The organism is Dyella sp. PARNA 12/25 (assembly GCF_055702865.1).
This window is the reverse complement of sequence record NZ_JBVQCI010000002.1, coordinates 489,939-516,806: the sequence shown is the minus strand read 5'-3', so window position 1 is coordinate 516,806 and position 26,868 is coordinate 489,939. Positions and strand designations below refer to the sequence as shown.

Here is a 26,868-nt window from a genome sequence, read left to right as displayed (position 1 = left end):
GCGACAATGGACGGCATATCGGCAGCTCGCGGATGTCGCCAGACCGGCAGACACGACTCGCTAAACTTCTTGAATGGGACTTGCATGAGCTGATGGCGACGGTAGCGAAGGGGACGGGAGGCGCAAGGAGGCGTGCCACGCTTTACGCAGGATGTCGGCAACTCGCCGTTATTGCTGCTTACGTGGTGTGTTACACGCTGCTTCGTGATGTCTCGGTATCGCATTGGAACCTCACCTCGGGGTTGCGCGTGCTGTGCCTGCTGCTGGTGCCGTACCGGTACTGGGGCGCTCTCGTCATCGGAGAAGCGTTGCCGATGGCGTGGCTGGGTTGGACATACCATGAGCGATTCGGTGTGCTGTGGGCCGCTCTGGTCACCGTACCGCCCATTCTGTTGAGCGCACCAGCGTTCGCATGGTGTCGGCGACACATGACGCTGTTCCGCGCCGGTCTGGTCAACGTGACGGCGTTGTTGTCGTGCATACTCATCGCGGCCACCATCAGCGCGCTCTCCAGCACGGGCACGCTGGCCGTCCTCCGGGTGCCTTCTGGCGAGGCGGCTCCGGTGATCACCACGCACGTCGTGCTTACCTATTTCCTCGGCAGCTATCTGGGCGCGTTGACGCTAGCGCCGGCATTCCTTGCCTGGCGTAGTGCGCTTGCGCGTTGGCGCGCACCCGGTGCCACGGCATGGCTGAGGCCGCTGATCAAGGATTGTCTGACAGGCGTGCTGCCAGCACTGCTTGCGTTGTTGTGGCTGGCGTCTGCAAAACATGGCGACGAGGTGGTACAGATCTCGCGTTTGGCCATGTTTGTTCCGGTGGCGTGGCTGACTGCGCGATATGGGTGGCAAGGCGCGGCTATCGGCGGCACGCTTGCCAGCGTGGCTGTGCAGCTCACAGTGACGGTGGTGCGCGATCCGGCAGCCATCCAGGCACAGGCGCTGATCGCCTTTGCCATGTCGAGTCTGATGATGCTTGGTGGGCGGCTGTCATCCAGTGTCAAAGCACAGTCTCCCATCGATGCCGACACCTTGCGTGGCTTTCAGCTCGCACAGCAGGGGCTTTACCAGGAGGAGCAGCGTTTGCGTCAGGTGGCGGAATCGCTGGATCGACTCGGCCAGTCCATCCACGATGGCCAGCGCCGCATGGTCGAGCGTCTGCGTCCCATGCTGCCCGCCAGCATGGGGCACGGTTATGCGCGGCACCTCGAGTTCACTCAACGAGAGATGCAGCGACTGGCCAATGCCTTGCATCCGCGCGCCTGGCGAGAGCGAGGGCTTGAGGCCACCTTTGTAGATGGTCCGCTGGCACAGGCGTCATCGCTGGTCGGTGCGGACTATGTCTGCGAAGTCAGGGGCAGTGGGCTCGATCAGTTGGCGCCCGATGTCCACATGATGCTTTATCGACAGGCCTGCGAAGTGCTGGTGTATCTGGCGGCACGCGAGTCGATGCGGCGTATTCACGTGCAGATTCGCGGTGGTCATACGGGCGGTCGCCGTTGGGTTGTGTTGCGTCTGACCGGTACGCGCGCTCAAGCCGCGCAGCGGGATCGTTCGGTGCCGGAGTGGCATCAGTTGGTGGCGTTGCTCGGCACCAACGGGCAGGGCATGGCGACGGTACGCGAACGCACGCTGATCTACGGTGGTGTGGTGCACGAGCGCGAAAGCCATGACCAGCTCAGCGTCACGCTACTGCTTCACGATGCGTTGCGATTCAGGTCTCGTCCGGCGGACGCCGATGCGCTGTTGGGGCGTCCGCTACCGGCTTAAGTCCAAGCGGCATGTGTGTACCCAGCGTGCGCGGGCATTCGTTGCACACCGGTCTGCGGCATGATGTCGCGAAGCTGCGACTCTTCCAGTGCGCGCTGCGTCAAGCTGACGCCGCTACCTATAATCGGGGCGGGGGTGCCGCGCTGCCATTCGTAGCCGGTGCAGTCACGCATCACGTGCACTAGGGAAGATCATGAAAGGGCTCTCAGCGAAGCTGTGGCAGGCGGGGCGTGTCGTAGGCGCATCGTTGCTGTTCATCACCCTGGCGTGCATCGGCGTGGCACATGCGCAGGAGGCACAGCACCCACCGATTCCCGACACCTTGCAGCAGCGTATTGCCGCATGCACATCCTGTCATGGCGTGCACGGTGAGGGGACGCCAGAAAGCGGCTTCTTTCCTCGTCTGGCCGGCAAGCCCGCCGGGTATCTTGCGCGCCAGCTCAAAGACTTCCAGGACGGCCTGCGCAAATACGGCCCGATGGAATATACGGTGCGCTATCTCAGCCCCGAGTACATGCGCGAAATCGCCGAGTACTTCGCCGCGCAGGAAGTGCCCTACAGCCGTTCGCCCATGCCGCGTTTGTCGGCAGACGCGCTGAAGCGCGGCGAGGAATTGGTCGCGCACGGTGACCCTGCACGGAAGATTCCCGCCTGCTCCGCCTGTCATGGCACCCAGCTCACTGGCGTGCAGCCAGACATCCCGGGGTTGGTCGGGCTGCCCTATGACTACATCAGCTCGCAGCTTGGCTCGTGGCGCACCCAAACGCGCGCCACGATCGCGCCTGATTGCATGTCGGAAATTGCCAATCGCCTTAGCGAATCCGATATCAGCGCCGTCTCCGCCTGGCTGGCCAGCCGCGAATTACCGGCGGATATGCATGCACAGCCAGCGGGTTCGGTAACGCCGCCGTTGCATTGCGGTGTTTTAGGCAAAGGAGCCTGATTCATGTTCTTTCATAGACCGCGCCGGGAGCTGTTTGCCCGCCAGACAAGGAAGAACGAGGGCGTGTATGTCGAGACACAACCGAGTGATGACGCAGGATGGTGGGCAAACAGGCCCGGCCCGAAGGGTTGGCCGTCTGTGCCCACCAGGAAGCGGCGCGTATCTTGGCCTGACAGCCAGTCAGGCCTGCGTCACGCTCCACTCCCTGGCGAGCACAGACGGCCAACGCAAGCTATGAAAGAACATGAATCAGGCTCCATAGGAGATGGCGCATGAAACGCGTGCTGCTGATCGTGGTGGTGCTGCTGCTCGCGTTGGGCGGCTGGTGGTTTTTCCGTGGTGGCGCGAAACAGCCGGTGTTGCAGGCGTCGAGCAAGGTGGATGCCGCCACGCTGAAAGATCCCGCGCTGATCGCCCAGGGCGAATACCTCGCCACTGTGGGTGACTGTGCGTCGTGCCATACCGAGCAGGGCGGTGCCCGCAACGCCGGTGGACGCGTGTTGCCGACGCCATTCGGCAATATTCCCGCACCCAACATCACACCCGATCGCGAGACGGGTCTTGGCGACTGGAGCTTTGAGGACTTCTGGCAAGCCTTGCATAGCGGCAAGGGCCGGCATGGTGAGTTGCTGTATCCCGTGTTCTCGTACACCTCGTTTACCAAGGTTACGCGTGACGACGCGCTGGCCATGTTTGCGTATCTGCAATCGCTACCCGCGGTACATCAGCCGGCCAAGTCGCCGATGTTGGGATTTCCCTACAGCGTGCGCAACAGCTTGAAAGCCTGGCGCGCACTGTATTTCCATGAGGGCGAATACCAGCCCGATGCCTCGAAATCGGCAGCGTGGAATCGCGGTGCGTATCTTGTGCAGGGCCTGGGGCATTGCAACGAATGCCACGCGCCACGCGATGCGCTGGGCGGTCAGCAAGGTAACGGCTCGTTGGCCGGCGGGCAGATGCCTGCGCAGAACTGGTACGCACCGGATCTGAGCATGCAGGCCAACGGTGGGCTGGCCGGTTGGAGTGAGCAGGATATTGTCGACCTGCTGAAGACGGGCCAGTCATCGCGAGGCACCGCATTCGGACCGATGGCCGAAGTGGTGGTACGCGGCACGCAGCATCTGCAGGACGATGACGCGCGTGCCATCGCCACCTATCTTCAGTCGTTGCCGCCGCGCGCGCCGGTGGCCGAGGAAAAGTCGCCGCTGGATCTCCGCCCGATCCTCGCGCAGGGCGCGAAGATTTACGCGGAGCGCTGCGCCGATTGCCATGGCAAGGATGGCAATGGCGTGGCGGGCGTCTATCCGTCCTTGAACGGCAATTCCTCGGTGAATGAACCGACCGGCATCAATGCGATGCGCGTGGTCTTGCTGGGTGGGTTTGCGCCGGTGACAGCAGGCAACCCTCGCCCTTATTCGATGCCGCCGTTCGCGCAACAATTGAGCGACAGCGATGTGGCGGCTGTGGTGACCTACATCCGACGGTCGTGGTCGAACAAGGCATCGCTGGTGCAGGAGCGCGACGTGATTACCTACCGGCACACGCCGGTCGATTGATCCACTCGAGTATCACGCCGTCGCTATGGTCGGCTTGGCGTGTTCGTCGGAAGTGATGCAACCGATGCCGACCAGCGTGGTGTGCAAAGCGTCATCCAGTGGCGTGTAAAGCGAATCACCCAACCATGCCTTGAGCTTGGCATCGTCGATCCGAATCGGCGATTGCCACAGGTAGCGCATCTTGCACAGCTCGCGCATCGTTTCGTTGAACGGTGACATCAGCCGTGCCAGCCACCAGGGAAACTTGCTGGCGGTGATGCCGGGGCGGCCGGTAACGCGGCGCAGTGCTTTCACCATCGCGTGCCCGTCGAGCCAGTAGCCGCCGAAATGGAAGCTTTCGAACGAAGCGAGGTCGCTTTCCCGAGCGAGCAGGCGAGCCATCGTCTCGGCGACATCCGGCAGATAGGCCCAGCTGTGGCCGATGTCGTAGGGGCCCGGATAGAGCATGCGTTTCACCGGAGCGCCCTGGCTGACCAACCCTTGGGATAGCCAGCTGCCGCCGGCGCGTGGGCCGAAGAAGTCCCCACAGCGAAGCACCAGCACACGCACACCTTCCGTAGTGGCCGCCTTTAGTCGGCGCTCCATCTCGGTGCGGATCGCGCCCTTATGGGTGAGTGGATGCTGCGGCGATTCCTCCTTGAGCGTCGGAAACGCATCCTGGCCGTAGTTGTAGATCGTGCCCGGCAGCACGATACGTGCACCGTTGGCGCGGGCGGCGGCGATGGTGTGGTCCAGCATGGGCAGTACGAGCTGGTCCCAACCGCGATAGCCCGGCGGGTTCACCGCATGGACGATCACACTGGCCCCAGCAGCGGCGCGAAGCACATCGTCGGCGTTCATGGCATCGCCACGCACCCAGTCAATGCCGTCTTGGTTCTGGGAGGGGAGCGTCCTCACCAGTGCGTGCACCTGCCAACCGTGCCGTTGCAGGGCAAGGCAAGCCTCGCGGCCGATACCGCCGTTGGCGCCGATCACCAGAACTGTCTGTCGAGTAAGCATGGCTGGGGTCCTCGTGGAAGTTCTGATCAGCTTGCCGCCGGATCGACCATAAGAAAATTGCCTAATATCGAAGATCTGCTATACAAATATGCATGGCTAACGTCGATCCCGGTTGGGAGCTTTACCGATCGTTCCTGGCAGTGATGCGCGAAGGCAGTCTTTCGGGTGCGGCACGGGCGCTGGGCATGACCCAGCCCAGCATTGGCCGCCACATGCGCGAGTTGGAAACGGCACTGGGGGCGGTGCTGTTCGCGCGCTCGCCACAGGGGTTGGTACCGACCGAGCTGGCGCAGGAGCTGGTACCGCATGCGCAGGCGATGGCCTCAGCATCGGCGGCCCTGCAACGCACGGCCTCGGCCGGGCGAGGGGAGGTCAGTGGCACGGTGCGGGTTACCGCCAGCGAGGTGATCGGTGCGGAGGTGCTGCCGCCGATGTTGGCTGCATTTCGCGAGCGGCATCCGGGCATCGTGGTCGAGCTGGTGCTATCGAATCAGGCGGCGGACCTGCTGCGGCGTGATGCCGATATCGCCATACGCATGGTGCAGCCCACCCAGGAGGCCCTGGTGGCCCGGCACGTGGGGCGGGTTGAGCTGGGCTTGTTTGCGCACCGGAGCTATCTCGACGTCCATGGGTATCCAGCCACCCTGGCCGAACTTGCCGGGCACGCCCTGATCGGCTTTGACACGGAGACGCCGTATGTCAGGCGTCTACGGCCCCAGGGGCTGCCCTACGCCCGCGAGCACTTTGCCCTTCGCACCGACAGCGATCTGGCCGGGCTCGCCGCGCTGCGCGCCGGATTTGGCATCGGCATCGCGCAGGTGGGCCTGGCGCGGCGGTCTCCCCAACTGGTGCGGTTGCTGCCCGATGCGCTCTCACTGCCGCTGGAAGCCTGGGTGGTGATGCACGAGGACCTGCGCCAGAGCTTGCGGGTGCGCCGGTTGTTCGACCATCTCGCCGAGGCGCTGGCCGATTACGCGAAGGGCGAGAAGTGAGTGGAGAGGAGTGAGAAGTGAGAGGAAAGCAGGCGTGCTCCGAGGACGGCTCTCTCTCACTTCTCACTCCTCTCCACTCACTCCTGGCCTCACCAGTGCCGCCAGATCCTGCCATGGCCGCAGATCCCAATGCCCACGCGCCTGACCCGAAGGGGAGGGCAGGACGAACAGCTGGGTCGACCCTATGCGCTCGGTCTGTAGCCCGTAGCCAGCAGCATGACCCAGCGCGGCGCGGGCGGCCGCCTTGCTGGTGAAGGCCAGGATGCGCGGTGCCGCGCGTTCGATGCGCGTCTGCAGCGCCGCGACGTCGAAAGCGTCACGAGGCAGCTCATCGTCGTTGCCCATGTGATGCTTGGCTAGGTCAGTGAGGCCGATGCCAAGCGCTGGTAGCTGGGGAAACTCGGCCGGGGCGAACAGGCGAGGTGTGAGTTGCACAGCGTGCAGGGCGCGCCAGAACAGGTTGCCCGGATGGGCGTAGTACGCCCCTTCAGTGGCGGAGCGTCGGCCCGCGGCGGTGCCGCAGAACACCAGCGACAGGCCTGGCGGCAACAGGTCGGGGAGGATTGTTTTGCGCATCACCGGGCAGCATAGCGGCGCCCCGTCCCGGCAACCTAATCAAAGACTGCCCAGTACACGAATATCCCTGATTTGCAGAGATTTTGGGCGCCAGTTGGCGCGCTCGCTGAATCGATCATCGGCGTGCTTCACCACTCATCGACAGTGTGCGCGTCCTGCCGCTATAAAGATCGCCCATCCAGGGGAATGCCCGGTGAGCGAAGAAATCCTGATCAACGTGACCCCACGCGAGACTCGCGTTGGTGTAGTAGAGAACGGCATGTTGCAGGAGGTGCACGTGGAGCGGGCCTCTCGGCGCGGCTACGTGGGCAATGTCTACAAAGGGCGCGTGCAGCGGGTGATGCCTGGCATGCAGGCCGTGTTCGTCGATATTGGGCTGGAGCGCGCGGCGTTCCTGCATGCGTCGGACATTCTGAGGCCGCCGCTGCCGGCGGCCGTCGAAGGCGCCGAGGTGGTGAGCCATAGCAACGGCAATGGCCACGTGCCTTCGATCAGCGAACTGGTTCACGAAGGCCAGGAGATCGTGGTGCAGGTGGTGAAGGACCCGATCGGCACCAAGGGCGCCCGGCTGTCCACCCACCTTTCCATTCCCTCGCGCTACCTGGTGCTGCTGCCGCACGCCCGGACGCTGGGCATCTCTGCCCGCATCGAGGAGGAGGAGGAGCGCCAGCGCCTCAAGGAGGTGCTGAACACCCTGATCGGCGAGAATCCGCTCGGCTACATCGTGCGTACCAATGCCGAGGGGCAGACCGCTGAGTCGCTGGCCTTCGACGTGACCTACCTGGGCAAGGTGTGGCGCGTGGTGCAGGAGAATATCGCCAAGGCCAAGGTGGGCGAGCGCGTCTACGAGGAACTCTCGCTGCCCTTGCGCAGTCTGCGCGACATGCTCAACGACGATATCGAGAAAGTGCGCGTGGATTCTCGCGAGACCTTCGAGAAGGTCGTGAAGTTCGTGCACAAGTTCATGCCGCACCTGGACGACCGCGTGGAGCACTACGCCGGCGAGCGCCCCATCTTCGACCTGTATGGGGTGGAAGATGAGATCCAGCGCGCGCTCAAGAAAGAGGTGCCGCTCAAATCCGGTGGCTACCTCATCGTCGATCAGACCGAGGCGATGACCACGATCGATGTGAACACCGGTGGCTATGTCGGCTCGCGCAACCTCGAGGAAACCGTTTACCGCACCAACCTCGAAGCAGCCCAGGCAGCGGCGCGTCAGCTACGGCTGCGCAACCTGGGCGGCATCATCATCATCGACTTCATCGACATGACCGATGAGGAACACCGGCGCCAGGTGCTGCGCATGCTTGAAAAGGGCCTGGCGCGCGATCACGCCAAGACCACCGTCTACCCGATGTCGGCGCTGGGCCTGGTGGAAATGACCCGCAAGCGCACCACCGAAAGCCTGGAGCGTCAGTTGTGCGAACCCTGCCCGGCCTGCAGCGGGCGGGGCACGGTCAAGACATCAGAAACGGTGACCTACGAGATCTTCCGCGAGATCACCCGGGCGGTGCGCCAGTTCAACACCGAAAAACTACTGGTGATGGCGAGCCCCAAGGTGGTCGGCCGCATCCTGGAGGAAGAGTCCGCCGCCGTGGCCGAACTGGAAGAGTTCATCTCCAAGAGCATACGCTTTCAGGCTGAGGAGCATTACTCGCAGGAACAGTTCGATGTCGTTCTGCTTTAAGGGTCTGGTGGTGAGCGCCGCTGGGCGGGTTTGGTCGTGAGCGGTTCGTGAACACGCTCTGGCGTAAGCGCATGCAACTAGGTGCCCGGGCCCTGGCCTGGGTCGCTGGCGTGGGCGTTATTTCGCTGGCCGTGATGATGGCGCTTACGCAGCTGCTGCTGCCCTTGCTCGCGCGTCATCCCGATTGGGTGGCGGCCCAGCTGAGCGCCAAGCTGCAAACCCCGGTGACGTTCCAGACGCTGGAGGGCCGCTGGCAACCGGCGGGGCCGTTGTTTGTCATGCGCGGCGTGACCGTGGGCGCAAACGAGGGTGGTGCACCGCTGCACATCCCCGAAGCCGAACTGAAGATCGACCTTGGCGGCTGGCTGTTGCCCTCGCGTCACCTGGTGAACATGCATGTGCAGGGCATGCAGCTGGACATGAGTCGTGATCCCGATGGCACGTGGCATATCAACGGCATTGGCCTCGCGGGTGGCGAGGAGCAGCAAACTCCGGACTTCGGCAAACTCTCGGTAGGTGTCTCGCTGAGCCATTCGCGGCTGGACATCACCGACAATCGTTTGCACCGACACTATGTGCTGTTGGCCGAGCAGCTTCGCCTGAGCCGGCAGGGAAGTCGCATTCGCGTGGGTGCACTGCTGCGTCGCGAGGGAGCGCCCGGTGAACTGCGCGGCGCAGGTAATTTCAGCGAAGACGGGGCGGACGGCCGTCTGTGGGTCAGTGCCAAGGATATCGACCTGCATGCCATCGCCAATGGCATCGATCTGGGCGGCTATACGGCTGAAAGCGGCAGCGGCTCGTTCGATAGCTGGCTCGACTGGCGCCATGCCAAAGTGGTTCGAAGCCTCACGCGTCTTCACCTGAGTCAGCTGTCTTTGGGTAACCCAGATGGTGCGATTGCCAACGTGCCGGCACTGGATGGCATGGCGGAAGTCGCCATCGAAAAGGATGGATACACGCTGCGTTGGGCGGCCGATGATGGTGGCGCGGCTGTGGTTGCGTTGCACGGCATGGGCACCGATCAAGCCCATGTCGAAGCGGCGGCTCGACAGCTGCAACTGGCCCCGCTGGTGCCGTGGCTTGCACTCAAGCCGCAACTGTCGACTGGGCTGGCGCAGTGGGTTGGCGGCGGCAAGCCGCGCGGCCAGATCACCCGCGCACAGTTGGGCTGGAATCACGCCGACGGCTTGCAGGGCTTGAATGTCTCTTTCGAAAACCTTGCGATCAACCCGGTCGGCAAACTTCCTGGCATCGATGGGTTGAAGGGCGAGTTCCGTGGCGATGCGCAGGCCATGGTGGCTTCGTTGCCCGCACAATCCACCGTGCTGCGTTTCCCCCACACGTTTCGCGAGCCCTTCGCCATGTCGAAGCTGGCTGGCGATGTCGCGTTCTGGCATGAGGATGACGCATGGCATATCGGCACCGATCCGTTTAGCTTCGAGGGCGCAGGTTTCGGCGGCGAAGCGCGCGGTGAAGTAGCGCTGCCGGATGCGGGTGGTCCCCCCTTCCTCGATCTTTATGCATCGATAGCGCATGCGGATGTGGTGGCGGCCAAATTGTTCTGGCCGATCGATGCCATGGCCCCGGCGGCCGTGCAGTGGCTCGATCAGGCGCTGGTCGGCGGCAAGATCGACCATGGCGACGTGGTTGTGCGTGGCGACCTGAAAGACTGGCCGTTTCACCATAACGAAGGCCGCTTTGAAGCACGCGCCGAAATGAGCGGGCTGGAACTCGATTATGGCAAGGAGTGGCCGCACGCACAGAACGTCAGCGCCGTTGCCAACTTCATCAACAGCGGCATGCTGGTCGAAGTGAGTGCGGGTGAGTCGCTGGGCAATAAGGTGGATCACGCCGTGGCGTTGATTCCCGAGTTCGGCAACACCGTGCTGGATCTCAACGTGAGCGGCAGTGGCACCGGCGCCAGCATGATCGATTTCGTGAAGCGCAGCCCGATCGGTATTCACGAGGCCGATATCTTGACCAAGCTGAAGCTGGGTGGCACCGGCACGTTTGGCTTCCATCTCTCGTTGCCGGTCGCCGATGCAGAGAACTTCGTGCTCAATGGTCGCGCCCAGCTCAAAGGTATGGATTTCGACGCGCCGGAGTGGAACCTCAAGCTGGACAAGCTCACCGGGCCCGCCACCTTCGACAAGACGGGCTTTCACGCAGGTCCGCTGGATACCAGCTTCCGCGGACAGCCATCCAAACTCGATCTGGCGATCGCCGGCGCGACCGGTCAGCCGGATACGGTGCTGTCAGCGAAGCTCACGGGCCGTTACAGCATGGCCGAACTGACCCAGGGCTATAAGGAACTGGACTGGCTCAACCAGGTGGCCGAAGGCCGCAGTGATTTCACGGTGGGCTTCAACATCCTGCACGCCAATGGTTCGGCGGCGACCACGCAACAGCTGAGTGTCGATTCGGCACTGAGCGGCATGGCGCTAACGTTCCCGGTGCCCATGAAGAAATCGTCCGAGGCCGCACTGCCTCTGCATGTCGACATGAACCTGCCGATGCAAGGCAGCGATGTGCAACTGAGCGTCGGGCAGGTGGTGCGCGCACGCCTGCTCCTGCCACAGAATGAAAACCAGCCGCTGGCGGCAACCTTTGCGTTCGGCACCAAAATGCCGGATTCCCTGCCAGACAAAGGCATTCGCGTGCGCGGTCGTGCGGCGAAGCTCGACGTGACCGGTTGGGTGCAGTACGCCGCTTCGGGCAGCACCAGTGGTGGCCCTGGCATGGAGAGCATCGACGTTTCCGCCGAGCAGGCGATGGTGTTTGGCCATCCATTTGCCGACATGCGTCTGCTCGCCTCGGTGCAGGCGGACGGCATGACGGTGGATGTGGACAGCGCTGGCCTGGCCGGCCGCTTCGGCGTCCCACTGGCCGACCTCAACAAACGAGGCGTCACCGCGCGCCTGCAGCGCCTGTATTGGCCCAAGGACGTGGTGCCGCCGAAGAAGAGCGCCTCCGACAGCACGGCGCCAACCACGCCGAGCGACGCTGCGGCGAATGCTAATGCGGTGACGCCTGCAGCGAATCCGGCAAACACCGGCATCACGCCGTCCGCCTTGCCGCCGTTCCACCTGTGGGTGAGCGACCTGCGGTTCGGTGATTCCAAGTTGGGCGAATTCCGCCTCGAAACCTGGCCGACCGATCGCGGTATGCATATCGATCAGCTGCGTACCTTGTCGCGTGGCGTGCAGATCAACGGCACGGGCGACTGGGAAGGCACGGCCGGCAACAGCCATTCGCATATGCGCATCGACTTTGCCGCAGAGAATCTCGGCGAAATGTTGGGTGCGTTCGGCTACGAGGGGTTGCTGGCCGGCGGCAAGGTGCGTTCGCAGCTCGATGCCACCTGGCCCGGCGCGCCATCGGCGATGGAGCTGGGCAATATGGAAGGCAAGCTCAGCATCAACATCACCGATGGACGCATGCCCGAAATCGGACCCGGCGTCGCGCGATTGTTCGGTCTGGTGTCGGTGCTGGAGCTGCCGCGCCGGCTCACGTTCGACTTTGGCGATGTGTTCGGCAAGGGGCTCGCCTTCGATGCCATCAGCGGTGACTTCAAGCTGACGGACGGTAACGCCATCACCGACAACCTGCAGATCCGCAGCCCCGCCGCGGAAATCTCGATCAGGGGTCGTACCGGCCTGCGCGCCAAAGATTACGACCTGCAGGTGCTGGCGATCCCGCATGCCGGCAACAGCCTGCCAATCGTCGGTGCGGTAGTCGGCGGCCCCATCGGCATCGCTGCCGGTTTTGTCGCCCAGGGCTTGCTGGGCAAGGGCATCAATCACGCGGCCAGCGAGCGCTACAAGATCACCGGCAGTTGGGACAAACCAGTGATTGCGTTGATCGAAAGGAAGAATGTGCCCGTGCCGGCCGCAGTGCCGCCACTGACGGACGGCGCCGTCACGACACCGGCGCCGGCGAGTACCTCGGCGCATTAATTAGCTTCGCTGAGCGTTTAGGAGCGCACTTGTGCGCGGCCATCACATTGACGCCGACCTCAACGGTCGGCGGTCGCGCACAAGTGCGCTCCTACAGAGTGAGCTTGCTCAGGCGGTTGTGTCGTTCGGCTTGGTGCTGCCGCGGAACGGGAACAACTGCTGGCGCACGAAACCATCAGGCATGTAGTCACCCACTACGCCATAGTGCTCCGGGAACTTCTTGGTCGACTTCACCGCTGTGCCGAACAGATGGTCGAGAAAGGCGTAGTGCGCGGCGTAGTTCTTGTCGATCGCCTCATCGTCGGAGGCGTGGTGCCAGTGATGGAAATCCGGCGTCACCATCACGTACTTCATTCGTCCCCACGGCAGATGCACGTTGGCGTGATTGAACACCGCCTGGAAGCCGACCACGATGATGTAGGCGTTCATCACCGCCTCGCTGAAGCCGAGGATGTAAAGCGGTGCAAGCACGCACACTCGCGTGGCGATCAGTTCGAGCATGTGCTGGCGTGAACCGGCCAGCCAATCCATGGTTTTCACGGAGTGGTGTACGGCATGGAAGCGCCACAGGAACGGCACCTCGTGATAGGCACGATGCGTCCAGTACTGCGCAAGGTCGGCAACCAGAATGCACACCAACAGCTGCGGCACGAAGGGCATGTGCTGCACGAACTGCTGGAAGTCGCTGCGCACCAGCCAACCGAAGAGGTGGTGTAACAGGTAATTCACTACCAACAGCGCCAGACCCACGATGAAGTGATTCACCGCGAAATGCTTAAGATCGGTCTGCCATTCCTTGCGGAAGACGCTCTGGCCCTTGTAGAGGGGAAACAGTTTTTCGATCACCACGAATACCAGCGTGGAACCGAGCAGATCGAGAATGAACCAGTCCAGCCCGATGTAAGGCGTGTGATCGGGGAAGTCGCCCACGGGTACGCGTGAACCGCCTAGTGCGGTTGCCACCATCACCAACGCAAACGCCACCATGCTCAGCTTGCGCATGCGGCCAAGGATGATGTTGGCCAACGACATGCCGCCCGCGATCAGCAAGGCCGCCAGCAGCAGTTGGCGCAGCACATCCACCGAATACTTGTGGCGCAGGTCGGGCGTGGTGAGGTACTGCGGAAAATGAAAGGCCAGCACGCCCAGCAGACTCAGGAAGCCCAGCGACAGCGCGATCACGCTGCTGATCTTGCCCAGACCGGGTTTGAGTTCGCCATCCCGATGCAGCAGCTCGCGGGTTTCCTCAATAGGGGCCTTGATGGCGCGGTCAATGACCTGGTGCGCGCGCTGGCGCCGAGGGGTGTCGCTCATGTGTGATCCTTCACGTAGACATCATGGGTATGGTCGGGCCGCATCCTAACGGCTCCACCCCTTCTTGGGCATCTTTAAACAGCGTGGTGCGGCCCCAACTTGGTAAAGTCTGATTCTTTACACATGGCAACGACCTCATGGATTCCTTGATCACGCAGGCTGAACGCCGCCTGCTGGCGCCGGGTGGGCTGGCCGCCACCGACCTCGACCGCGTGTTCAACCAGCTGATGGGTCCCTCCATCGACGCCGCCGACCTGTATTTCCAGCACTCGCGCAGCGAGTCCTGGCTGCTGGAGGAGGGCATCGTGAAAGACGGCAGCCACTCCATCGAGCAAGGCGTGGGCGTCCGTGCGATCAGTGGCGAGAAGACCGGCTTTGCCTACTCCGACGAAATCGTGATGCCGCAGCTTTTGGACGCCTCCAAGGCGGCGCGAACGATTGCGCACGGCGGTAACGGCGCCGGCAAGCCACTGGCCCTGAATGGGGCACGCCAGCTTTACCCCGCCATCGACCCGGTCGAGAGCCTGCCGAACCCGGACAAAATCGCTCTGCTGCGTGAGGTGGACGCGTACGCGCGTTCGCGCGACCCCCGCATCAAGCAGGTGATTGTCAGTCTCGCCGCCACCATGGACACCGTGCTGGTTGCTTCCTCCGACGGCACCCTGGCCGCCGACGTCCGTCCGCTGGTGCGCCTGAACGTGCAGGTGATCGCCGAGCAGAACGGTCGTCGCGAGCAGGGCAGCGCGGGCGGCGGTGGCCGTTACGGCTATCGCGAGCTGATCGACAACTGCCGCGGCATGGCCTTCGCGGATGAAGCTGTGCGCCAGGCGCTGGTCAATCTCGACGCCATTGACGCGCCGGCCGGCAGCATGCCGGTGGTGCTCGGCCCTGGTTGGCCCGGTGTGCTGTTGCACGAAGCCATCGGCCACGGCCTGGAGGGTGATTTCAACCGGAAGGGTAGTTCCGCCTTCGCCGGCCGCCTCGGCCAGCGCGTCGCGGCGCCGGGCGTCACTGTGGTGGATGACGGCACCCTGCAAGGCCGCCGAGGCTCGCTCAGCGTCGACGACGAAGGCACCCCTACCGAGTGCACCACCCTGATCGAGGACGGCATTCTCAAGGGCTACATGCAGGACAAGCTTAATGCACGCCTGATGGGCATGGCGCCCACCGGTAACGGTCGTCGCGAGTCGTTCGCGCAGCTGCCGATGCCGCGCATGACCAATACCTACATGCTCGCCGGACAGCACGATCCGCAGGAGATCATCCGTTCGGTGAAGAAAGGCCTTTACGCCGTCAACTTCGCCGGTGGGCAGGTGGATATCACCAACGGCAAGTTCGTGTTCTCCGCCAGTGAGGCCTACCTGATTGAAGACGGCAAGATCACCCGTCCGGTGAAGGGCGCCACCTTGATCGGTTCGGGTCCAGAGGTGCTCACCCACGTCTCCATGATCGGCAACGATCTGGCCCTCGACGAAGGCGTGGGCGTGTGCGGCAAGGACGGCCAGAGCGTGCCCGTAGGCGTGGGCCAGCCGACGCTCAAGGTGGATGCGATGACGGTGGGTGGCACAGCCTCCTGACGAGTCGGTCACAAGGCGCTAGGCCTGGCTTTCTGGGGCTGGGTTATTTGTGTGAACATGTTTGACGGAGCGGCCCTATTCGGGCCGCTTTTCACATGGAGGGGATTGGTTATGCGCGGAGCCGCTGTCGGAATTATTTCAGGAATGGTTGGATGTCTGCTCTCTTGGGCGGTGGCTGCTGCCCAACTGGATCAGGTGCCTGGCGCGACACCGATATCCACGCCTCTTCTTGGGGCCACACCGTATTCAGACGGGCGCTTTACCGATGACGAAATGCACGCCTTTCTTGCGGCAAAGAAACAGGCCGAACAAATCAGTGATCCACTTCAACGCTGTCTGAAATATCCCAATCCGCCTGGTAGCCACTGGGCATCCGAAGGCGTAAAGGCCTATTGCCAGTTTCGCCTGCAGCCAGTGATCGGCGTTACCGAATTGAAGGCGCTACTTGACGGCGGACGAGCAGGTGAAATCGATCGGCGGCTCATTGAGTGGTCACGACAGCCGCAGACGCATCCAGATTCGTTCTGGCGGATGATGAGCGAAGATTTTGGGAGCACGGACCCTGGTACTCGCCAGATGCTAGAGGCTTGGAAGCAGCAGTCACCACAAAGCGCGTTTGCTTTTGCAGCCAGTGGCTACAATTTTGTGTTGAGCGGCTGGTTCGCCCGTGGCAGTGCCTTTATTCAAGATACGCCGCAGTCGAAGCTGGCTGCCATGGAAACCTTTCTGACTCGTGCTGACGGTGACTTGCGCAAAGCAATTAAACTCGATCCTTCGCTTGCCTTGCCTCATGCCGTGATGATCGAGATTGGGACGTTGCTTGGTGATGATGCCTATGCTTCAGAAGCCGCCAGGCAAGGTCTGTTGGCCGCTCCACCGAGTTTGAAACTCTATGAATCGCTTGAGTTGGCTGCGGAGCCTCGCTGGGGCGGAAGCCGCGAGGCGCAGATGACTCTCATGGCGAGCGTAAAGACGAACGCCCCTAAGAATCCGCTGCTTTTGATGATCCAAGCTAAGGTCGAAGCTGATCAATTGGTTGGCGGCTGCTTTTGCGACTCATCTCAGAGTGATGTGGTTTACCGTCGAATTTTTGACCAGGTATCAAGTCGAACCGACTTATATGCCGCGGGTGATAGTGCGCTCAAATACGGACATTACGAAGCTGCTGTGATCTACCTTGCCGAGGCCGCTCGTTTTGGCCATCCGAGCAGTAATGAAAAGTTGAATCAAGTCGTGGCGCTGATCAGTTCGGCACAGTCAGCCTCTCATTGAAGTGTGTGCCCGCGGATGGCAGCGGGTATATGCATAGAACAAAACCTCATTTTTCTTTGTCCGTTGGCGCGCGGAGAGTGTGGCCTGCGGCCAGCTCTTTCGGCCACCCGGCCGTCCAGACGTCCGGTTCAACCCGGTGCCTGATGAGGGAGAGTGTGATGGATGAAGCCGCGCGTGTTCTGCCGGATCAGGCCAGGGCCAAGAATGTCGCCGTAACGCGTCCTGTGTGGTGGGGCATTTTCTCCAACGAAGACTGGTGGTCGGTATGGATTGGCCTGCTGGTAATCGTGGTGGCCTGGGCGTTGTTCGCGAATGGCAGCAGCCTGAAGTGGCTGGCGGTGGCGCCGGCCAAGTGGAAGACCCTGGCCGAGGCGTGGCAGGGTATCGTTTCGCATGGGCCGAGCTACCTCGCGCTGTTTGCGGCATTTGCGCTGCTGTTCGGCACAGGGCTTGCCGTGCTCGGGCATTCTCTTTCGCGCTTTCTGCCCGCCTTCCTGATTCTCTTCGTGGCGTCCTTGCTGATCTTTACTGCGTCGGCGTGGGTCGAGGCATCCCGCTACAACCTTGAGGCGCCTCTGCTCGCACTGGCGCTCGGACTGCTGGTATCCAATATCGTGCAGCTACCGGCATGGTTCCATGCGGGGTTGCGCGTGGAGTTCTACATCAAGGTCGGCATTGTGCTGCTTGGCGCGACCTTACCGTTGACCTTGCTGTTCTGGGCCGGCCCGGTTGCGGTAGGGCAGGCGACCATTGTGTCGCTTGCGACGTTTTTCACCATCTTCTTCGCGGGCAAGGCGTTGGGTCTCGATAAGCGCTTTGCGGCGGTGCTGGGTGTTGGTGGTGCCGTATGCGGCGTTTCTGCGGCTATCGCCAGCGGTGGTGCGGTGCGTGCGCGCCGCGAGGACACGTCGATGGCGATCACGTTGGTGGTGGTGTGGGCCATCGTGATGATCTTTGTGCTGCCGCTGGCATCGCGCGCGCTGGGTCTGTCGACGGCGGTAGCCGGTGCGTGGATCGGTACGTCCGAGTTTGCGGATGCTGCCGGCATTGCGGCAGCGCAAGCCTATGGAGATGCGGCACGCCACTCCGGCGGCGCCATTGCCGGCGCGCCGGATGCGGCCGTGCAGGCGTTCACGCTGATGAAGGTGGTGGGGCGCGATATCTGGATCGGCATCTGGGCCTTTGCGTTGGCGTGGATCGCCACTACGCGCTGGAATGCCGAGGGCGGCGTGCAGGCCAAGGCGGACGTGCAGGAGATTTGGGCGCGCTTTCCGAAGTTTGTGATCGGTTTTGTGCTGGCTTCAGCGCTGATGACCTGGATTAGCAGCCACTACTCGCTGGTCGACTACCGCAAGGTAGTGACACCGGATCTGGTGGCGCCGATCAGCACGCTGCGCACCTGGGCTTTCACATTCTGCTTTCTCAGCATCGGCCTGACCACGAGGCTGCGCTCACTCACGGCCACTGGCTGGAAGCCGCTACTGGCGTTCACCATCGGTGTCGTGGTGAATATTTTCGTCGGCTATGTGTTGTCGGTGCATGTGTTCGCCGACTATTGGAACGGGCTGAGTGGATGAGCAGCGTGGCCGTCATTGCGGCGCGTTGCGAGCATTGCCGCTTTCGGCGTGATGATCCGCAGGAGACGGAAGCGCGGGTGCCGGGGCTGACGTCGTTGGGTTCGGCTTATGGTGCGAGTATCGGTGCCAGTGCGTTATGCGAAGTGCACGATTGCTTTGTGTCGCCCGAGGATCGGTGTGCGAGATTTCGGCAGAAAACGGACTGAGGGGCGTTGGGTCGCGCACAAGTGCGCTCCTACAGGGGTATCGCATTTTTGTAGGAGCGCACTTGTGCGCGACCCACGAAACCTCAGTCTTCGTTTTCTTCCGCGACGTCGCCTTCATCCGCAACGGATTCATCGGCGCCACCACCGCTCGCCAGATCCTTGAGCAATTGGTAGATCTCGCGATACGCGCGCGGCGGCTTGTTGCCGTCCTTCTCGATCTTGGCCTGTCGTACCAGCGAACGCAGGTGCTGGCGGTCAACGTTGGGATACTGCGCAATCAGCTCGCCCAAGGCGGCATCCGCATCTTCCAACAGGCGTTCGCGCGTCGCTTCTATGCGGTGCATGGCAGCGGTTTCCTGGCGCTGGCGTTCGCGGTTTTCGCCCAGCGCGGCACGCACGCCATCGAACACCTCGGGGTCATGGCGGCGCATCATCTTGGCCAGAAAAGCCAGCTGCCGCTTGCGCGCGATATGGGCGGTAATACGGCGCGTGTTGGCGATCTCGCGCTGCACGTCCTCCGGCAGATCCAGCTTCGCCAGCTTGCTCGCCGGCAGCTCCACCAGCTGGTTGGCCAGGGCCAGCACGGCTAGCGCGTCGCGGCGCTGTTGGGTGCGGGTGGGGCCGTAGTCGTGATCGGGGTCGTGGGTGTAGGTGCGGTTCACTTGGATCTTCCAACGGATGAGAGCCTGCTCCATGTCTCCACGTGGCCCGCGCCGGGAGCTGTTTGCGCGCAGGCCAAGGAAGAACGAAGGAGTGTATGTCGATACACGACTGAGTAATGACGCCGGACTGCGGGCAAACAGACCCGGCCCGAAGGGTTGTTCACCTGAGTCCGCCGGAGCACGGTGCGCGGCTTGACCTGACCACCAGTCAGGCACTGCGCCCCGCCCCGCACTCTGGCGGACTCAGGTGAACAACGCGGGCTACGTGGAGACATGGAGCAGGCTCTTTAGTGTGGCTTGTGGCTGCCATCGAACAGGTTCGGTTCGGCCTGTTCCAATGCGAAACGGGGGATGGGCTCGCCATCGAGTTCCACGGTTTCGCAGAACATGGTGGCGGGGCGCACCCACAGCCCGAAATCGCCGTAGAGCGCCTGATAAACCACTAGTTCTTCCATGGTTTCGCTGTGCCGGGCCGTGCCCAGTACGCGATAACGCTGGCCTTTGTAGTGGCGGTAGATGCCGGCGGTCGGTGACATGGCTTATCTCCGCAGGTCGCTCTTTGCTTTCGGCCGCGCCACCCCCATGTCGGGAGGCTGCGCGGGTAGGACCGCGTATTCTACCCGTTACCCGACCGTCTGTAGGACTTCAACGCGTGACCCAACTCAGCCCCGCCCAGGATCGTAGCCTCGATGAGCTCGACCGACTCGCCCAGCTGGCCGAAGACGTGATCCGCCGCGCCCGTGCGGCGGGCGCCAGTCAGGCCGAGGTGGCCGCCAGTATCGATACCGGGCTGAATGTGAACGTTCGCCTGGGCGAGGTCGAAACTGTTGAGCACACGCGGGACCGTGGTTTTGGCCTGACCGTGTACTTCGGCCAGCGCAAGGGTTCTGCCAGCACGGCCGACCTCAACCCGGATTCGATCCAGGCCACGCTGGACCAGGCCTGCGCCATCGCGCGGTTCACCGAGGCGGACCCGGCGGCAGGCCTGGCCGACCCGACCCTGATGGCCACCGAGTTCCCGGATCTGGACCTTTGGCACCCCTGGCGCATCGACACCGAGCGGGCGATTGCGCTGGGCAAGCGGATCGAGGACGCCGGCCGTGCGCATGCGGGCATCACCAACTCCGATGGCGCGAGCGTGCAGATGGGCGAGAGCCTGGCCGTTTACGCCAACTCGCATGGCTTCCTGGGCCGCGAGCGCGGCACGCGCCACTCGTTGTCGCTGGCGTTGATTGCCGGCGATGACGACGGCATGCAGCGTGACTACTGGTACGACAGCGTGCGTTCGGCCGACGATTTCATGAGCGCCGACGCGCTGGGCGACAAGGCGGCGCAGCGCACGCTGTCCCGCATGGGCGCCCAGCGGCTGTCCACGCGGCAATGTCCGGTGCTGTTTTCGCCCGAAGTTGCCCGTGGCCTGATTGGTCACCTGCTGGGGGCGGTCAGTGGCGGCGCGCTGTATCGCCGCGCTAGCTTCCTGCTGGACCATGCCGGCAAGCAGATCATGCCGTCGTGGCTGAATATCGTGGAGCGCCCCTTCCTGATGCGCGGCCAGGGTTCCGGTGCGTTCGACGCCGAAGGTGTGGCTACGCGCGACAGCTCGCTGATCGAGAACGGCGTGCTGGCCCGTTACGTGTTGGGTAGCTACTCCGCGCGCAAGCTGGGTTTGGCCTCCACCGGTAATGCCGGCGGCATCCACAATTTGCTGGTGGAGCCGGGACAGGACGATTTCGCAGACATGCTCAAGCGCATGGGCACCGGCCTGCTGGTGACGGAAGTGATGGGGCAGGGCGTGTCCACGGTGACCGGCGATTACTCGCGCGGCGCGGCGGGTTTCTGGGTGGAGAACGGGCAGATCGTCTACCCGGTGGAGGAAATCACCATCGCGGCAAATCTGCGTGACATGTACGCCAACATCGTGGCCGTCGGTGCGGACGTGGACCGGCGCTCGCATCTGCTCACCGGGTCGATTCTGCTGGAGCAGATGACCATCGCGGGTGAGTAAACGTCGTAGTACCGGAAATTCCTGCGCGCAGTTGCTAGGATCGGCATAGCCGGCGAGGGGCCGGCCATGCCAATCAGGTTCACGACCCAGGAGAAGTACGCATGAGCGTTCCACCCGAGTCCGTCGTACCACCACCCGCCGACATGCCATCCCACGAAGAACGGCAGTGGGCGCTGTTTGCCCATTTGTCCGCGCTGCTGGGTTGCATCCTTACCGGTCACTGGTTCGGCTGGGGTTGCTTCCTGGGGCCGCTGATCATTTGGCTGGTGAAGAAAGACACCATGCCGTTCGTTGATGATCAGGCCAAGGAAGCGCTGAATTTCAACATCACCTTCGCCATCGTTGGTCTGGCACTGTTCGTGCTCACCCTGATCACCCTGGGGCTGGGTGCGTTGGTTGCCGTGCCGGTGGGTCTCGTGGTCGGCATTGCGTGGCTGGTGCTTACCATCGTGGCGGCGATTCGCGCCAATGAAGGTGTGCGCTACCGCTACCCGTTCACGTTGCGGCTGATCAAGTAAGCGCGATCGCGTTGCAGAAATAGGCGGCCACGTGGCCGCCTATTTCGTTTCAGTGCAGGCCAACATAAGTGCGCTGGAAACTCACGGGCTGCTGCAGCGTGGGGACCTTCCACGTGCCATCGACCACCAGTTGCTGCCCGTCGGCCGACAACGCCCAGGTCTGATCAAGCTGGGTGCCGTCGGCGTACTGGATGGACACCATCAGCCGACTGTTCTCTACCCGGCCACGCACCATGGCGTTGCCGTTGAGCGATTGGTGGGGCAGGCCATCGAGTTTGCCGGTGAGCTGGTCGCCGTTGTTTAGACGCACCTGGAAGGTCTTGGCGTCCTGTTGCACCAGCAGTACCGAATCCACCTTCAGCGTCGGTGGCATCGGATAGGTGGCGGATGCGATAGGGTCTTTATCAGTGCTGGTGGTGGGCTTGCTGTCGTTGCCACCGCCATGATGGCCGTGTCCGCCGCCTCCCATACCGCCGCCGTGGCCCATGCCGCCCCCACCTGCGCCACCGCCACCCATACCGCCACCATGATGGCCGCCACCCGCATGGTTGTCGCTGGAAGGTGCGCCTACTGACGATGCAGGCTGTTGATCCGTACTGGCCAGCTCCTTGCGTGCTTCCGTCCGCATGGCCGTGGTCAGTGTGTCGGCGGTGTCGCTGTTACGGTCGTCCAGACGCCAGGCGCCGCTGAAATCGGTGTTCTGGGCGGCCGCTTGGGCCTCGGTGGCAATGAATAGCGCGACGAAGGTGCCGAGCAGCAAGGCACCCAGCGAGCGCACAAAACGAACGGGGAAAGGCATGGGGGCGAACCGAGGGGAAGTCTCCTCAGGCAAACGCCCCACGGGCTCGCTTGTTGACGCGGTCAGGTCTCAATGCGCGCGGGTGGCTGCGTAACGCGCAAGCTCTGCCAGCAGTTCGCCGCGTTCGCCCAGGAAGGCGATGGACTCCAGCGCTTCGTCGATGAGACGTGCGAGGCGCTCGCGCGACGCCTCCATGCCAATGATGGAAGGGAAGGTCGGCTTGTCGGCGGCAGCGTCCTTGCCAGCCGTTTTGCCGATGACGTGCGATTCGCCTTCCACGTCGAGAATGTCGTCGCGCACCTGGAAGGCCAGCCCGACGGCGTGGGCGTAGCGGTCGAGGGCGGCCAGGGCTGGCTCGTCGGCACCGGCCGCCAGGCCGCCAAGCTGGACCGAGGCGCGGATCAGCGCACCGGTCTTGCAACCGTGCATATGCTCCAGCTCAGCCAGACTTAGCTTGCGGCCGACGGCGGCGAGATCCAGGGCCTGCCCGCCGGCCATGCCTTCTGCGCCGCAGGCACGGCCGAGTACGCGGAGCATTTCCACACAACGGGTGGGCGAGACGCCGACATCCACATCGTGGGCCAGCAGCTCAAAGGCCAGTGCCTGCAACGCGTCGCCAGCCAGGATGGCCATCGCCTCGCCAAACACGATATGGCAGGTAGGGCGGCCGCGGCGCAGGTCGTCGTCGTCCATGGCCGGCAGGTCGTCGTGGACCAGCGAATAGGCGTGGATCAGTTCGACGGCGCACGCGGGCGCATCCAGCCGCGACCCGGTTTCGCCAAAGGCGTAGCCAGCGGCATACACCAGCAAGGGGCGCAACCGCTTGCCGCCGCCGAGCACGGCATAGCGCATGGCGCGATGCAGTTCGACCGGCGCGGTGTCTTCAGGCGGCAGGGAGCGGGCCAACACCTCGTCGGCGCGCGCGATCAGTGACTTGAGATCTCGCCCCAGGTCAGAGGTCGGGTTCAAACGGTTCGGCAGTGTCTGGGGCATCAGGGTCGAGCAGCAGTCGTACACGCAGTTCGGCATTTTCCAATGCCTGCTGGCAATGACGATAGAGGCCGATGCCACGTTCGAACGAGGCGAGGGATTCGTCGAGGCTCAGGTCGCCGCCTTCCATGCGCGCCACCAATTGCTCGAGTTCGTCCAGCGAATGCTCGAAATCGGCCGCAGGAGCGGGAGTGGCAGGGGCGGAAGCAGACTTGGCCATGGCCCGCAAAGCTAACGCAGGGGGCGTGCGGAATCAATCTGCAGTGACGGCTGTCGCGCCGGTTGTGCGACGGGCCGCCGGTTATCGGGCGGGCTGCCAGCGCGGCCGGGCGCCGGCCGCATCGAACAGAGACGCGCCCCGGCTGGTGAGCCATCGATCACCTACGCCGATCAATTCGTCGCCGTCATACAGCAACGGGCAAGCGAGCCGACGCCAGGGAGGCATGCCGCCTTGCTGAAATAGGTCGCGAAGTTCGCGCGTGTGGGCGTCACCCGCGGGGCGAAAGTGTTCACCGCCCTGGCGCAGACCCACGGTTAGCGGAGCGGCGAGGTGGCCGGGTGGGTCGAGCAGCAGGCTGCCGCCATCCGGTAGGGCGAGCGGTTCGCCTTGCCATGTGGCCGTCCAGGTCGAGTCGATGGTCGTCTGCGGCGGCAGTGCCCAGAGCCGCGCTTTCCACACATGCAGCTCGGCGCCGGGCCAGCGGATGCAGGGCAGCTGGCCGTCGCGGGCGCGGCACTGGCGCTCAATCTGTTCGCGCTGGGCCGTGGTGGGTGCGGGGAGGCCGCGTGCGTGAAGCCAGTCGTCCAGCAGCGGATGGCGCAGGGCGGGTGCGAGTGCCAGCCAACCTTCGGCGTCGAGGCTGCCGGTCACAGGGTCGAGCAAACGCGCTTGTTCTGCACGCCATTGTCGGGCCAGCGCATCGGCAGCGGAGCGATTGAGGCTGGCGCTGTGCACGATGGATTCCACCGCTTGCGGCCTGTGCTGGCTCAGGCGCGGCATGATCTCGTGCCTGAGGAAGTTCCGCGACAGGCGCGCGTCGTTGTTCGAAGGGTCGTCGATGCATGGCAGTCCATGTTGTTCGACATAGCGGCGCAACAGCTGGCGCGGCGAATCGAGCAGCGGGCGCCATAGAGCGCCCTGACCCAAGGGGCGCGTACGTCGCATGCCGCCAAGACCTTCTGGTCCTGCGCCACGCAGCAGTTTAAGCAACACCGTCTCGGCCTGATCATCGCGGTGATGGCCGAGCAACAGTTGTTCGTTCTTCTCGAGCGAAAGCGCAAAGGCGCGATAGCGCGCCTCGCGGGCGGCGGCTTCCAGCCCATAGCCGCGCGCATGGTCGACTTCCACGCGCAGCACCAGACAGTGCACGCCCCATTCCTGCGCCAATTGCCGGCAATGTTCGGACCATGCGTGACTATCGGGATGCAGGCCATGATCGACATGCAGCGCACGCAATCCGCGGGCGTGTGCTTCCGGCAGTTGCGTCAGCGCATGCAACAGCGCCGTGGAATCGGGACCGCCGCTATAAGCCACGCACAGCGCGCCTTGCGGGTGCTCCCGCAGCGCACGCTGCAGCATGGTCGACAGCTCAGTCACGAGTGGCCGATTTCTTCGTCTTGTTGCGCACGTAGATCACCTTGGGGCGACCTTCGCCAGGGCTGCGCCGATCAATTTCGAACAGCGTGGTGGCGGTGATCAGCTCGCTCAGCTTGTTGTAGCCATAGCTGCGCGCATCGAAGTTGGGGCGTTGCTTAGTGATGATGGAGCCGACGCCACCCAGCGCAGCCCAGCCGTCGTCATCCGACGCTGCTTCCACTGCATTGCGGAGCAGGTTCACCAGGCTGGAATCCTGCTTGAGTTGTGCAGCCGTCTTTGGCTTGAGCGGCTGCTCTTCATCCGGTTTGGCGACGAGGATATCGGTGTAGATGAATTTGTCGCACGCTGCCACGAATGGGTCTGGCGTTTTGCGTTCACCGAAGCCGTACACAATCAGGCCAGACTCTCGAATGCGCGCGGCCAGCCGCGTGAAGTCGCTGTCGCTGGAAACAATGCAGAAGCCATTGAAGCGACCGGAATACAGCAGATCCATCGCGTCGATGATCATGGCCGAGTCGGTCGCGTTCTTGCCGCTTGTGTAACCAAATTGCTGGATGGGTTGGATGGACTGCGTGAGCAGTTGTTCCTTCCAGCCTTTCAGGTGCGTACTGGTCCAGTCGCCGTAGGCACGTTTGACGTGTGCGGTGCCGTATTTCGCTACTTCTGCCAGCAGCGCTTCGGCAATGCCGGGCTGCGCGTTATCGGCGTCGATGAGGACGGCGAGCTTGGTCGTGGAGTGGTCATTAGCCATGGACGCGTTTCCGGGCTGGTGATGCCGCGGATGGTAACGCGTGGATGGCGAAGAAGTGAGTGAAGGGGAGTGAGTAGTGAGAGAACGCAGACTCTCTTTTCTCACTCCTCGCCCTGCTTACTCCGTGTACGCGCCGTAACCGCGCAGACGCTTGTAACGCCGCTCCAGCAGATCCGTCATCGGCATCGCTTCCAGCTCGTCGAGCTGATTGAGCAGCACAGCCTTCAGACGCACGGCCATCGAATGCGGGTTGCGATGGGCGCCGCCCAGCGGCTCACGTATGACCTTGTCGACCAGGCCCAGCTCAAGCAGACGTGGTGCGGTGAGACCCAGTGCTTCAGCGGCGTCCTTGGCTTTTTCGGCGCTCTTCCACAGAATCGAGGCGCAGCCTTCCGGCGAGATCACTGAGTACGTCGAGTACTGCAGCATGACGGTGCGGTCGCCCACGCCGATCGCCAGTGCGCCGCCCGAGCCACCCTCGCCGATCACGGTGCAGACGATCGGCGTCTTGAGGTCGGCCATTTCGAGCAGGTTACGGGCGATGGCTTCGGACTGGCCACGCTCTTCCGCGCCGACGCCCGGATAGGCGCCTGGCGTGTCGATCAAGGTGATCAGCGGCAGGCCGAAACGCTCGGCCATCTTCATCAGGCGCAGCGCCTTGCGGTAACCCTCGGGACGCGGCATGCCGAAATTGCGGCGCACCTTGCCCTTGGTATCGCGAGCCTTCTGGTGGCCGATGATCATCACCGAGCGGCCATTGATGCGGCCCAGGCCACCCACGATGGCGGCGTCGTCAGCATACGCGCGGTCGCCGGCTAGCTCGTGGAACTCGTCGCACATCACGCTGATGTAATCGAGCGTGTAGGGGCGGCCCGGATGGCGCGACAGCTGCGTCACCTGCCACGGCGTGAGGCTGCGGAAGATCTCGTTGGTCTTCAGCTTCAGCTTTTCACGCAGGCGGCCGACTTCTTCGTCGATGTTGAACGCCTGCCCATGGCTGGCATGGCGAAGCTCTTCAATCTTCGCGTCCAGCTCGGCGATGGGTTGTTCGAAATCGAGGAAGTTGGGATTCATTCGGTGCAGTTCATGACACGGAAGCGCGCCAGTATACCGATCTGGGGA

Annotated in this window: 22 protein-coding genes; 11 read left to right on the top strand and 11 right to left on the bottom strand. The window is 63.2% G+C overall.

Annotation, left to right across the window (positions count from 1 at the left end):
- The first annotated feature begins 92 nt into the window (after nucleotides 1-92).
- The 3 genes from AC0GUR_RS06995 to AC0GUR_RS06985 all read left to right on the top strand — a co-directional run bounded on the left by AC0GUR_RS06995 (nucleotide 93) and on the right by AC0GUR_RS06985 (nucleotide 4,268).
- Nucleotides 93-1,769 (top strand): MASE1 domain-containing protein, encoded by a 1,677-nt coding sequence (locus tag AC0GUR_RS06995; RefSeq protein ID WP_472876742.1) that lies wholly within the window; start codon nucleotides 93-95, stop codon nucleotides 1,767-1,769.
- Between the two features lie 193 nt (nucleotides 1,770-1,962).
- Nucleotides 1,963-2,712: a c-type cytochrome gene (locus tag AC0GUR_RS06990; RefSeq protein ID WP_472876741.1), complete on the top strand. Its 750-nt coding sequence runs from the start codon at nucleotides 1,963-1,965 to the stop codon at nucleotides 2,710-2,712.
- A 272-nt stretch (nucleotides 2,713-2,984) separates the two neighbouring features.
- Nucleotides 2,985-4,268 carry a c-type cytochrome gene (locus AC0GUR_RS06985; RefSeq protein WP_472876740.1) on the top strand — a complete coding sequence of 428 codons (1,284 nt, stop codon included), beginning with the start codon at nucleotides 2,985-2,987 and terminating at the stop codon, nucleotides 4,266-4,268.
- A gap of 12 nt (nucleotides 4,269-4,280) precedes the next feature.
- Here AC0GUR_RS06985 and AC0GUR_RS06980 read toward each other — a convergent pair whose 3' ends face one another.
- Entirely contained in the window at nucleotides 4,281-5,267 is a 987-nt protein-coding gene (locus AC0GUR_RS06980; RefSeq protein WP_472876739.1) for an NAD-dependent epimerase/dehydratase family protein, read from the bottom strand.
- 92 nt (nucleotides 5,268-5,359) lie between these two features.
- Here AC0GUR_RS06980 and AC0GUR_RS06975 point away from each other — a divergent pair, with 92 nt between their 5' ends.
- Nucleotides 5,360-6,259 carry a LysR family transcriptional regulator gene (locus AC0GUR_RS06975; RefSeq protein WP_472876738.1) on the top strand — a complete coding sequence of 300 codons (900 nt, stop codon included), beginning with the start codon at nucleotides 5,360-5,362 and terminating at the stop codon, nucleotides 6,257-6,259.
- Between the two features lie 63 nt (nucleotides 6,260-6,322).
- Here AC0GUR_RS06975 and AC0GUR_RS06970 read toward each other — a convergent pair whose 3' ends face one another.
- Nucleotides 6,323-6,835 (bottom strand): mismatch-specific DNA-glycosylase, encoded by a 513-nt coding sequence (locus tag AC0GUR_RS06970; RefSeq protein ID WP_472876737.1) that lies wholly within the window; start codon nucleotides 6,833-6,835, stop codon nucleotides 6,323-6,325.
- 193 nt (nucleotides 6,836-7,028) lie between these two features.
- On the opposite strand from AC0GUR_RS06970, the gene rng reads away from it, so the two are divergent.
- Both rng and AC0GUR_RS06960 read left to right on the top strand, forming a co-directional pair.
- A complete protein-coding gene (gene rng / locus AC0GUR_RS06965; RefSeq protein ID WP_472876736.1) occupies nucleotides 7,029-8,522 on the top strand; it encodes a ribonuclease G in 1,494 nt (497 codons plus the stop codon).
- A gap of 71 nt (nucleotides 8,523-8,593) precedes the next feature.
- Nucleotides 8,594-12,478 (top strand): YhdP family protein, encoded by a 3,885-nt coding sequence (locus tag AC0GUR_RS06960; protein WP_472876735.1) that lies wholly within the window; start codon nucleotides 8,594-8,596, stop codon nucleotides 12,476-12,478.
- Nucleotides 12,479-12,586: 108 nt separating this feature from the next.
- On the opposite strand, the gene AC0GUR_RS06955 is transcribed toward AC0GUR_RS06960, so the two are convergent.
- A complete protein-coding gene (locus AC0GUR_RS06955; RefSeq protein ID WP_472876734.1) occupies nucleotides 12,587-13,792 on the bottom strand; it encodes a sterol desaturase family protein in 1,206 nt (401 codons plus the stop codon).
- 137 nt (nucleotides 13,793-13,929) lie between these two features.
- Here AC0GUR_RS06955 and tldD point away from each other — a divergent pair, with 137 nt between their 5' ends.
- From tldD to AC0GUR_RS06940, 3 genes are all read left to right on the top strand, one after another.
- Nucleotides 13,930-15,369 carry a metalloprotease TldD gene (gene tldD / locus AC0GUR_RS06950; RefSeq protein ID WP_472876733.1) on the top strand — a complete coding sequence of 480 codons (1,440 nt, stop codon included), beginning with the start codon at nucleotides 13,930-13,932 and terminating at the stop codon, nucleotides 15,367-15,369.
- 111 nt (nucleotides 15,370-15,480) lie between these two features.
- Nucleotides 15,481-16,641 (top strand): hypothetical protein, encoded by a 1,161-nt coding sequence (locus tag AC0GUR_RS06945; RefSeq protein ID WP_472876732.1) that lies wholly within the window; start codon nucleotides 15,481-15,483, stop codon nucleotides 16,639-16,641.
- A 158-nt stretch (nucleotides 16,642-16,799) separates the two neighbouring features.
- Entirely contained in the window at nucleotides 16,800-18,218 is a 1,419-nt protein-coding gene (locus AC0GUR_RS06940; protein ID WP_472876731.1) for a YeiH family protein, read from the top strand.
- Between the two features lie 289 nt (nucleotides 18,219-18,507).
- Here the strand turns inward: AC0GUR_RS06940 and yjgA are convergent, their stop codons facing one another.
- Entirely contained in the window at nucleotides 18,508-19,119 is a 612-nt protein-coding gene (gene yjgA / locus AC0GUR_RS06935) for a ribosome biogenesis factor YjgA (protein WP_472876730.1), read from the bottom strand.
- A gap of 254 nt (nucleotides 19,120-19,373) precedes the next feature.
- Complete coding sequence (locus tag AC0GUR_RS06930) at nucleotides 19,374-19,622, bottom strand: DUF1653 domain-containing protein (RefSeq protein WP_472876729.1); 249 nt, start codon at nucleotides 19,620-19,622, stop codon at nucleotides 19,374-19,376.
- Nucleotides 19,623-19,738: 116 nt separating this feature from the next.
- Here AC0GUR_RS06930 and pmbA point away from each other — a divergent pair, with 116 nt between their 5' ends.
- Both pmbA and AC0GUR_RS06920 read left to right on the top strand, forming a co-directional pair.
- Nucleotides 19,739-21,091 (top strand): metalloprotease PmbA, encoded by a 1,353-nt coding sequence (gene pmbA / locus AC0GUR_RS06925; protein ID WP_472876728.1) that lies wholly within the window; start codon nucleotides 19,739-19,741, stop codon nucleotides 21,089-21,091.
- Nucleotides 21,092-21,192: 101 nt separating this feature from the next.
- Nucleotides 21,193-21,609: a DUF4870 domain-containing protein gene (locus AC0GUR_RS06920; RefSeq protein ID WP_472876727.1), complete on the top strand. Its 417-nt coding sequence runs from the start codon at nucleotides 21,193-21,195 to the stop codon at nucleotides 21,607-21,609.
- A 49-nt stretch (nucleotides 21,610-21,658) separates the two neighbouring features.
- On the opposite strand, the gene AC0GUR_RS06915 is transcribed toward AC0GUR_RS06920, so the two are convergent.
- From AC0GUR_RS06915 to AC0GUR_RS06890, 6 genes are all read right to left on the bottom strand, one after another.
- Nucleotides 21,659-22,408, bottom strand: a complete 750-nt coding sequence (locus AC0GUR_RS06915) for a hypothetical protein (RefSeq protein ID WP_472876726.1) — start codon at nucleotides 22,406-22,408, stop codon at nucleotides 21,659-21,661.
- A gap of 69 nt (nucleotides 22,409-22,477) precedes the next feature.
- Nucleotides 22,478-23,377, bottom strand: coding sequence for a polyprenyl synthetase family protein (locus AC0GUR_RS06910; protein WP_472876874.1), 900 nt, complete (start codon nucleotides 23,375-23,377; stop codon nucleotides 22,478-22,480).
- Nucleotides 23,361-23,618, bottom strand: coding sequence for an exodeoxyribonuclease VII small subunit (locus AC0GUR_RS06905; RefSeq protein ID WP_472876725.1), 258 nt, complete (start codon nucleotides 23,616-23,618; stop codon nucleotides 23,361-23,363). The genes AC0GUR_RS06910 and AC0GUR_RS06905 overlap by 17 nt, the downstream gene beginning before the upstream one ends.
- 81 nt (nucleotides 23,619-23,699) lie before the next feature.
- A complete protein-coding gene (gene tilS, locus AC0GUR_RS06900) occupies nucleotides 23,700-24,995 on the bottom strand; it encodes a tRNA lysidine(34) synthetase TilS (RefSeq protein ID WP_472876724.1) in 1,296 nt (431 codons plus the stop codon).
- Nucleotides 24,988-25,746, bottom strand: a complete 759-nt coding sequence (locus tag AC0GUR_RS06895) for an NYN domain-containing protein (protein ID WP_472876723.1) — start codon at nucleotides 25,744-25,746, stop codon at nucleotides 24,988-24,990. Before AC0GUR_RS06895 ends, tilS begins: the two co-directional genes overlap by 8 nt.
- A 117-nt stretch (nucleotides 25,747-25,863) precedes the next feature.
- Entirely contained in the window at nucleotides 25,864-26,820 is a 957-nt protein-coding gene (locus tag AC0GUR_RS06890) for an acetyl-CoA carboxylase carboxyltransferase subunit alpha (protein ID WP_472876722.1), read from the bottom strand.
- Nucleotides 26,821-26,868 lie beyond the last annotated feature (48 nt).

Bases quoted from the DNA above. Each gene is read 5' to 3' on its own strand.
- AC0GUR_RS06995 (WP_472876742.1), top strand. From the start codon at position 93: ATGGCGACGGTAGCGAAGGGGACGGGAGGCGCAAGGAGGCGTGCCACG.
- AC0GUR_RS06990 (WP_472876741.1), top strand. From the start codon at position 1,963: ATGAAAGGGCTCTCAGCGAAGCTGTGGCAGGCGGGGCGTGTCGTAGGC.
- AC0GUR_RS06985 (WP_472876740.1), top strand. From the start codon at position 2,985: ATGAAACGCGTGCTGCTGATCGTGGTGGTGCTGCTGCTCGCGTTGGGC.
- AC0GUR_RS06980 (WP_472876739.1), bottom strand. From the start codon at position 5,267: ATGCTTACTCGACAGACAGTTCTGGTGATCGGCGCCAACGGCGGTATC.
- AC0GUR_RS06975 (WP_472876738.1), top strand. From the start codon at position 5,360: ATGGCTAACGTCGATCCCGGTTGGGAGCTTTACCGATCGTTCCTGGCA.
- AC0GUR_RS06970 (WP_472876737.1), bottom strand. From the start codon at position 6,835: ATGCGCAAAACAATCCTCCCCGACCTGTTGCCGCCAGGCCTGTCGCTG.
- AC0GUR_RS06960 (WP_472876735.1), top strand. From the start codon at position 8,594: ATGCAACTAGGTGCCCGGGCCCTGGCCTGGGTCGCTGGCGTGGGCGTT.
- AC0GUR_RS06955 (WP_472876734.1), bottom strand. From the start codon at position 13,792: ATGAGCGACACCCCTCGGCGCCAGCGCGCGCACCAGGTCATTGACCGC.
- tldD (WP_472876733.1), top strand. From the start codon at position 13,930: ATGGATTCCTTGATCACGCAGGCTGAACGCCGCCTGCTGGCGCCGGGT.
- AC0GUR_RS06945 (WP_472876732.1), top strand. From the start codon at position 15,481: ATGCGCGGAGCCGCTGTCGGAATTATTTCAGGAATGGTTGGATGTCTG.
- AC0GUR_RS06940 (WP_472876731.1), top strand. From the start codon at position 16,800: ATGGATGAAGCCGCGCGTGTTCTGCCGGATCAGGCCAGGGCCAAGAAT.
- yjgA (WP_472876730.1), bottom strand. From the start codon at position 19,119: ATGGAGCAGGCTCTCATCCGTTGGAAGATCCAAGTGAACCGCACCTAC.
- AC0GUR_RS06930 (WP_472876729.1), bottom strand. From the start codon at position 19,622: ATGTCACCGACCGCCGGCATCTACCGCCACTACAAAGGCCAGCGTTAT.
- AC0GUR_RS06920 (WP_472876727.1), top strand. From the start codon at position 21,193: ATGAGCGTTCCACCCGAGTCCGTCGTACCACCACCCGCCGACATGCCA.
- AC0GUR_RS06915 (WP_472876726.1), bottom strand. From the start codon at position 22,408: ATGCCTTTCCCCGTTCGTTTTGTGCGCTCGCTGGGTGCCTTGCTGCTC.
- AC0GUR_RS06905 (WP_472876725.1), bottom strand. From the start codon at position 23,618: ATGGCCAAGTCTGCTTCCGCCCCTGCCACTCCCGCTCCTGCGGCCGAT.
- AC0GUR_RS06895 (WP_472876723.1), bottom strand. From the start codon at position 25,746: ATGGCTAATGACCACTCCACGACCAAGCTCGCCGTCCTCATCGACGCC.
- AC0GUR_RS06890 (WP_472876722.1), bottom strand. From the start codon at position 26,820: ATGAATCCCAACTTCCTCGATTTCGAACAACCCATCGCCGAGCTGGAC.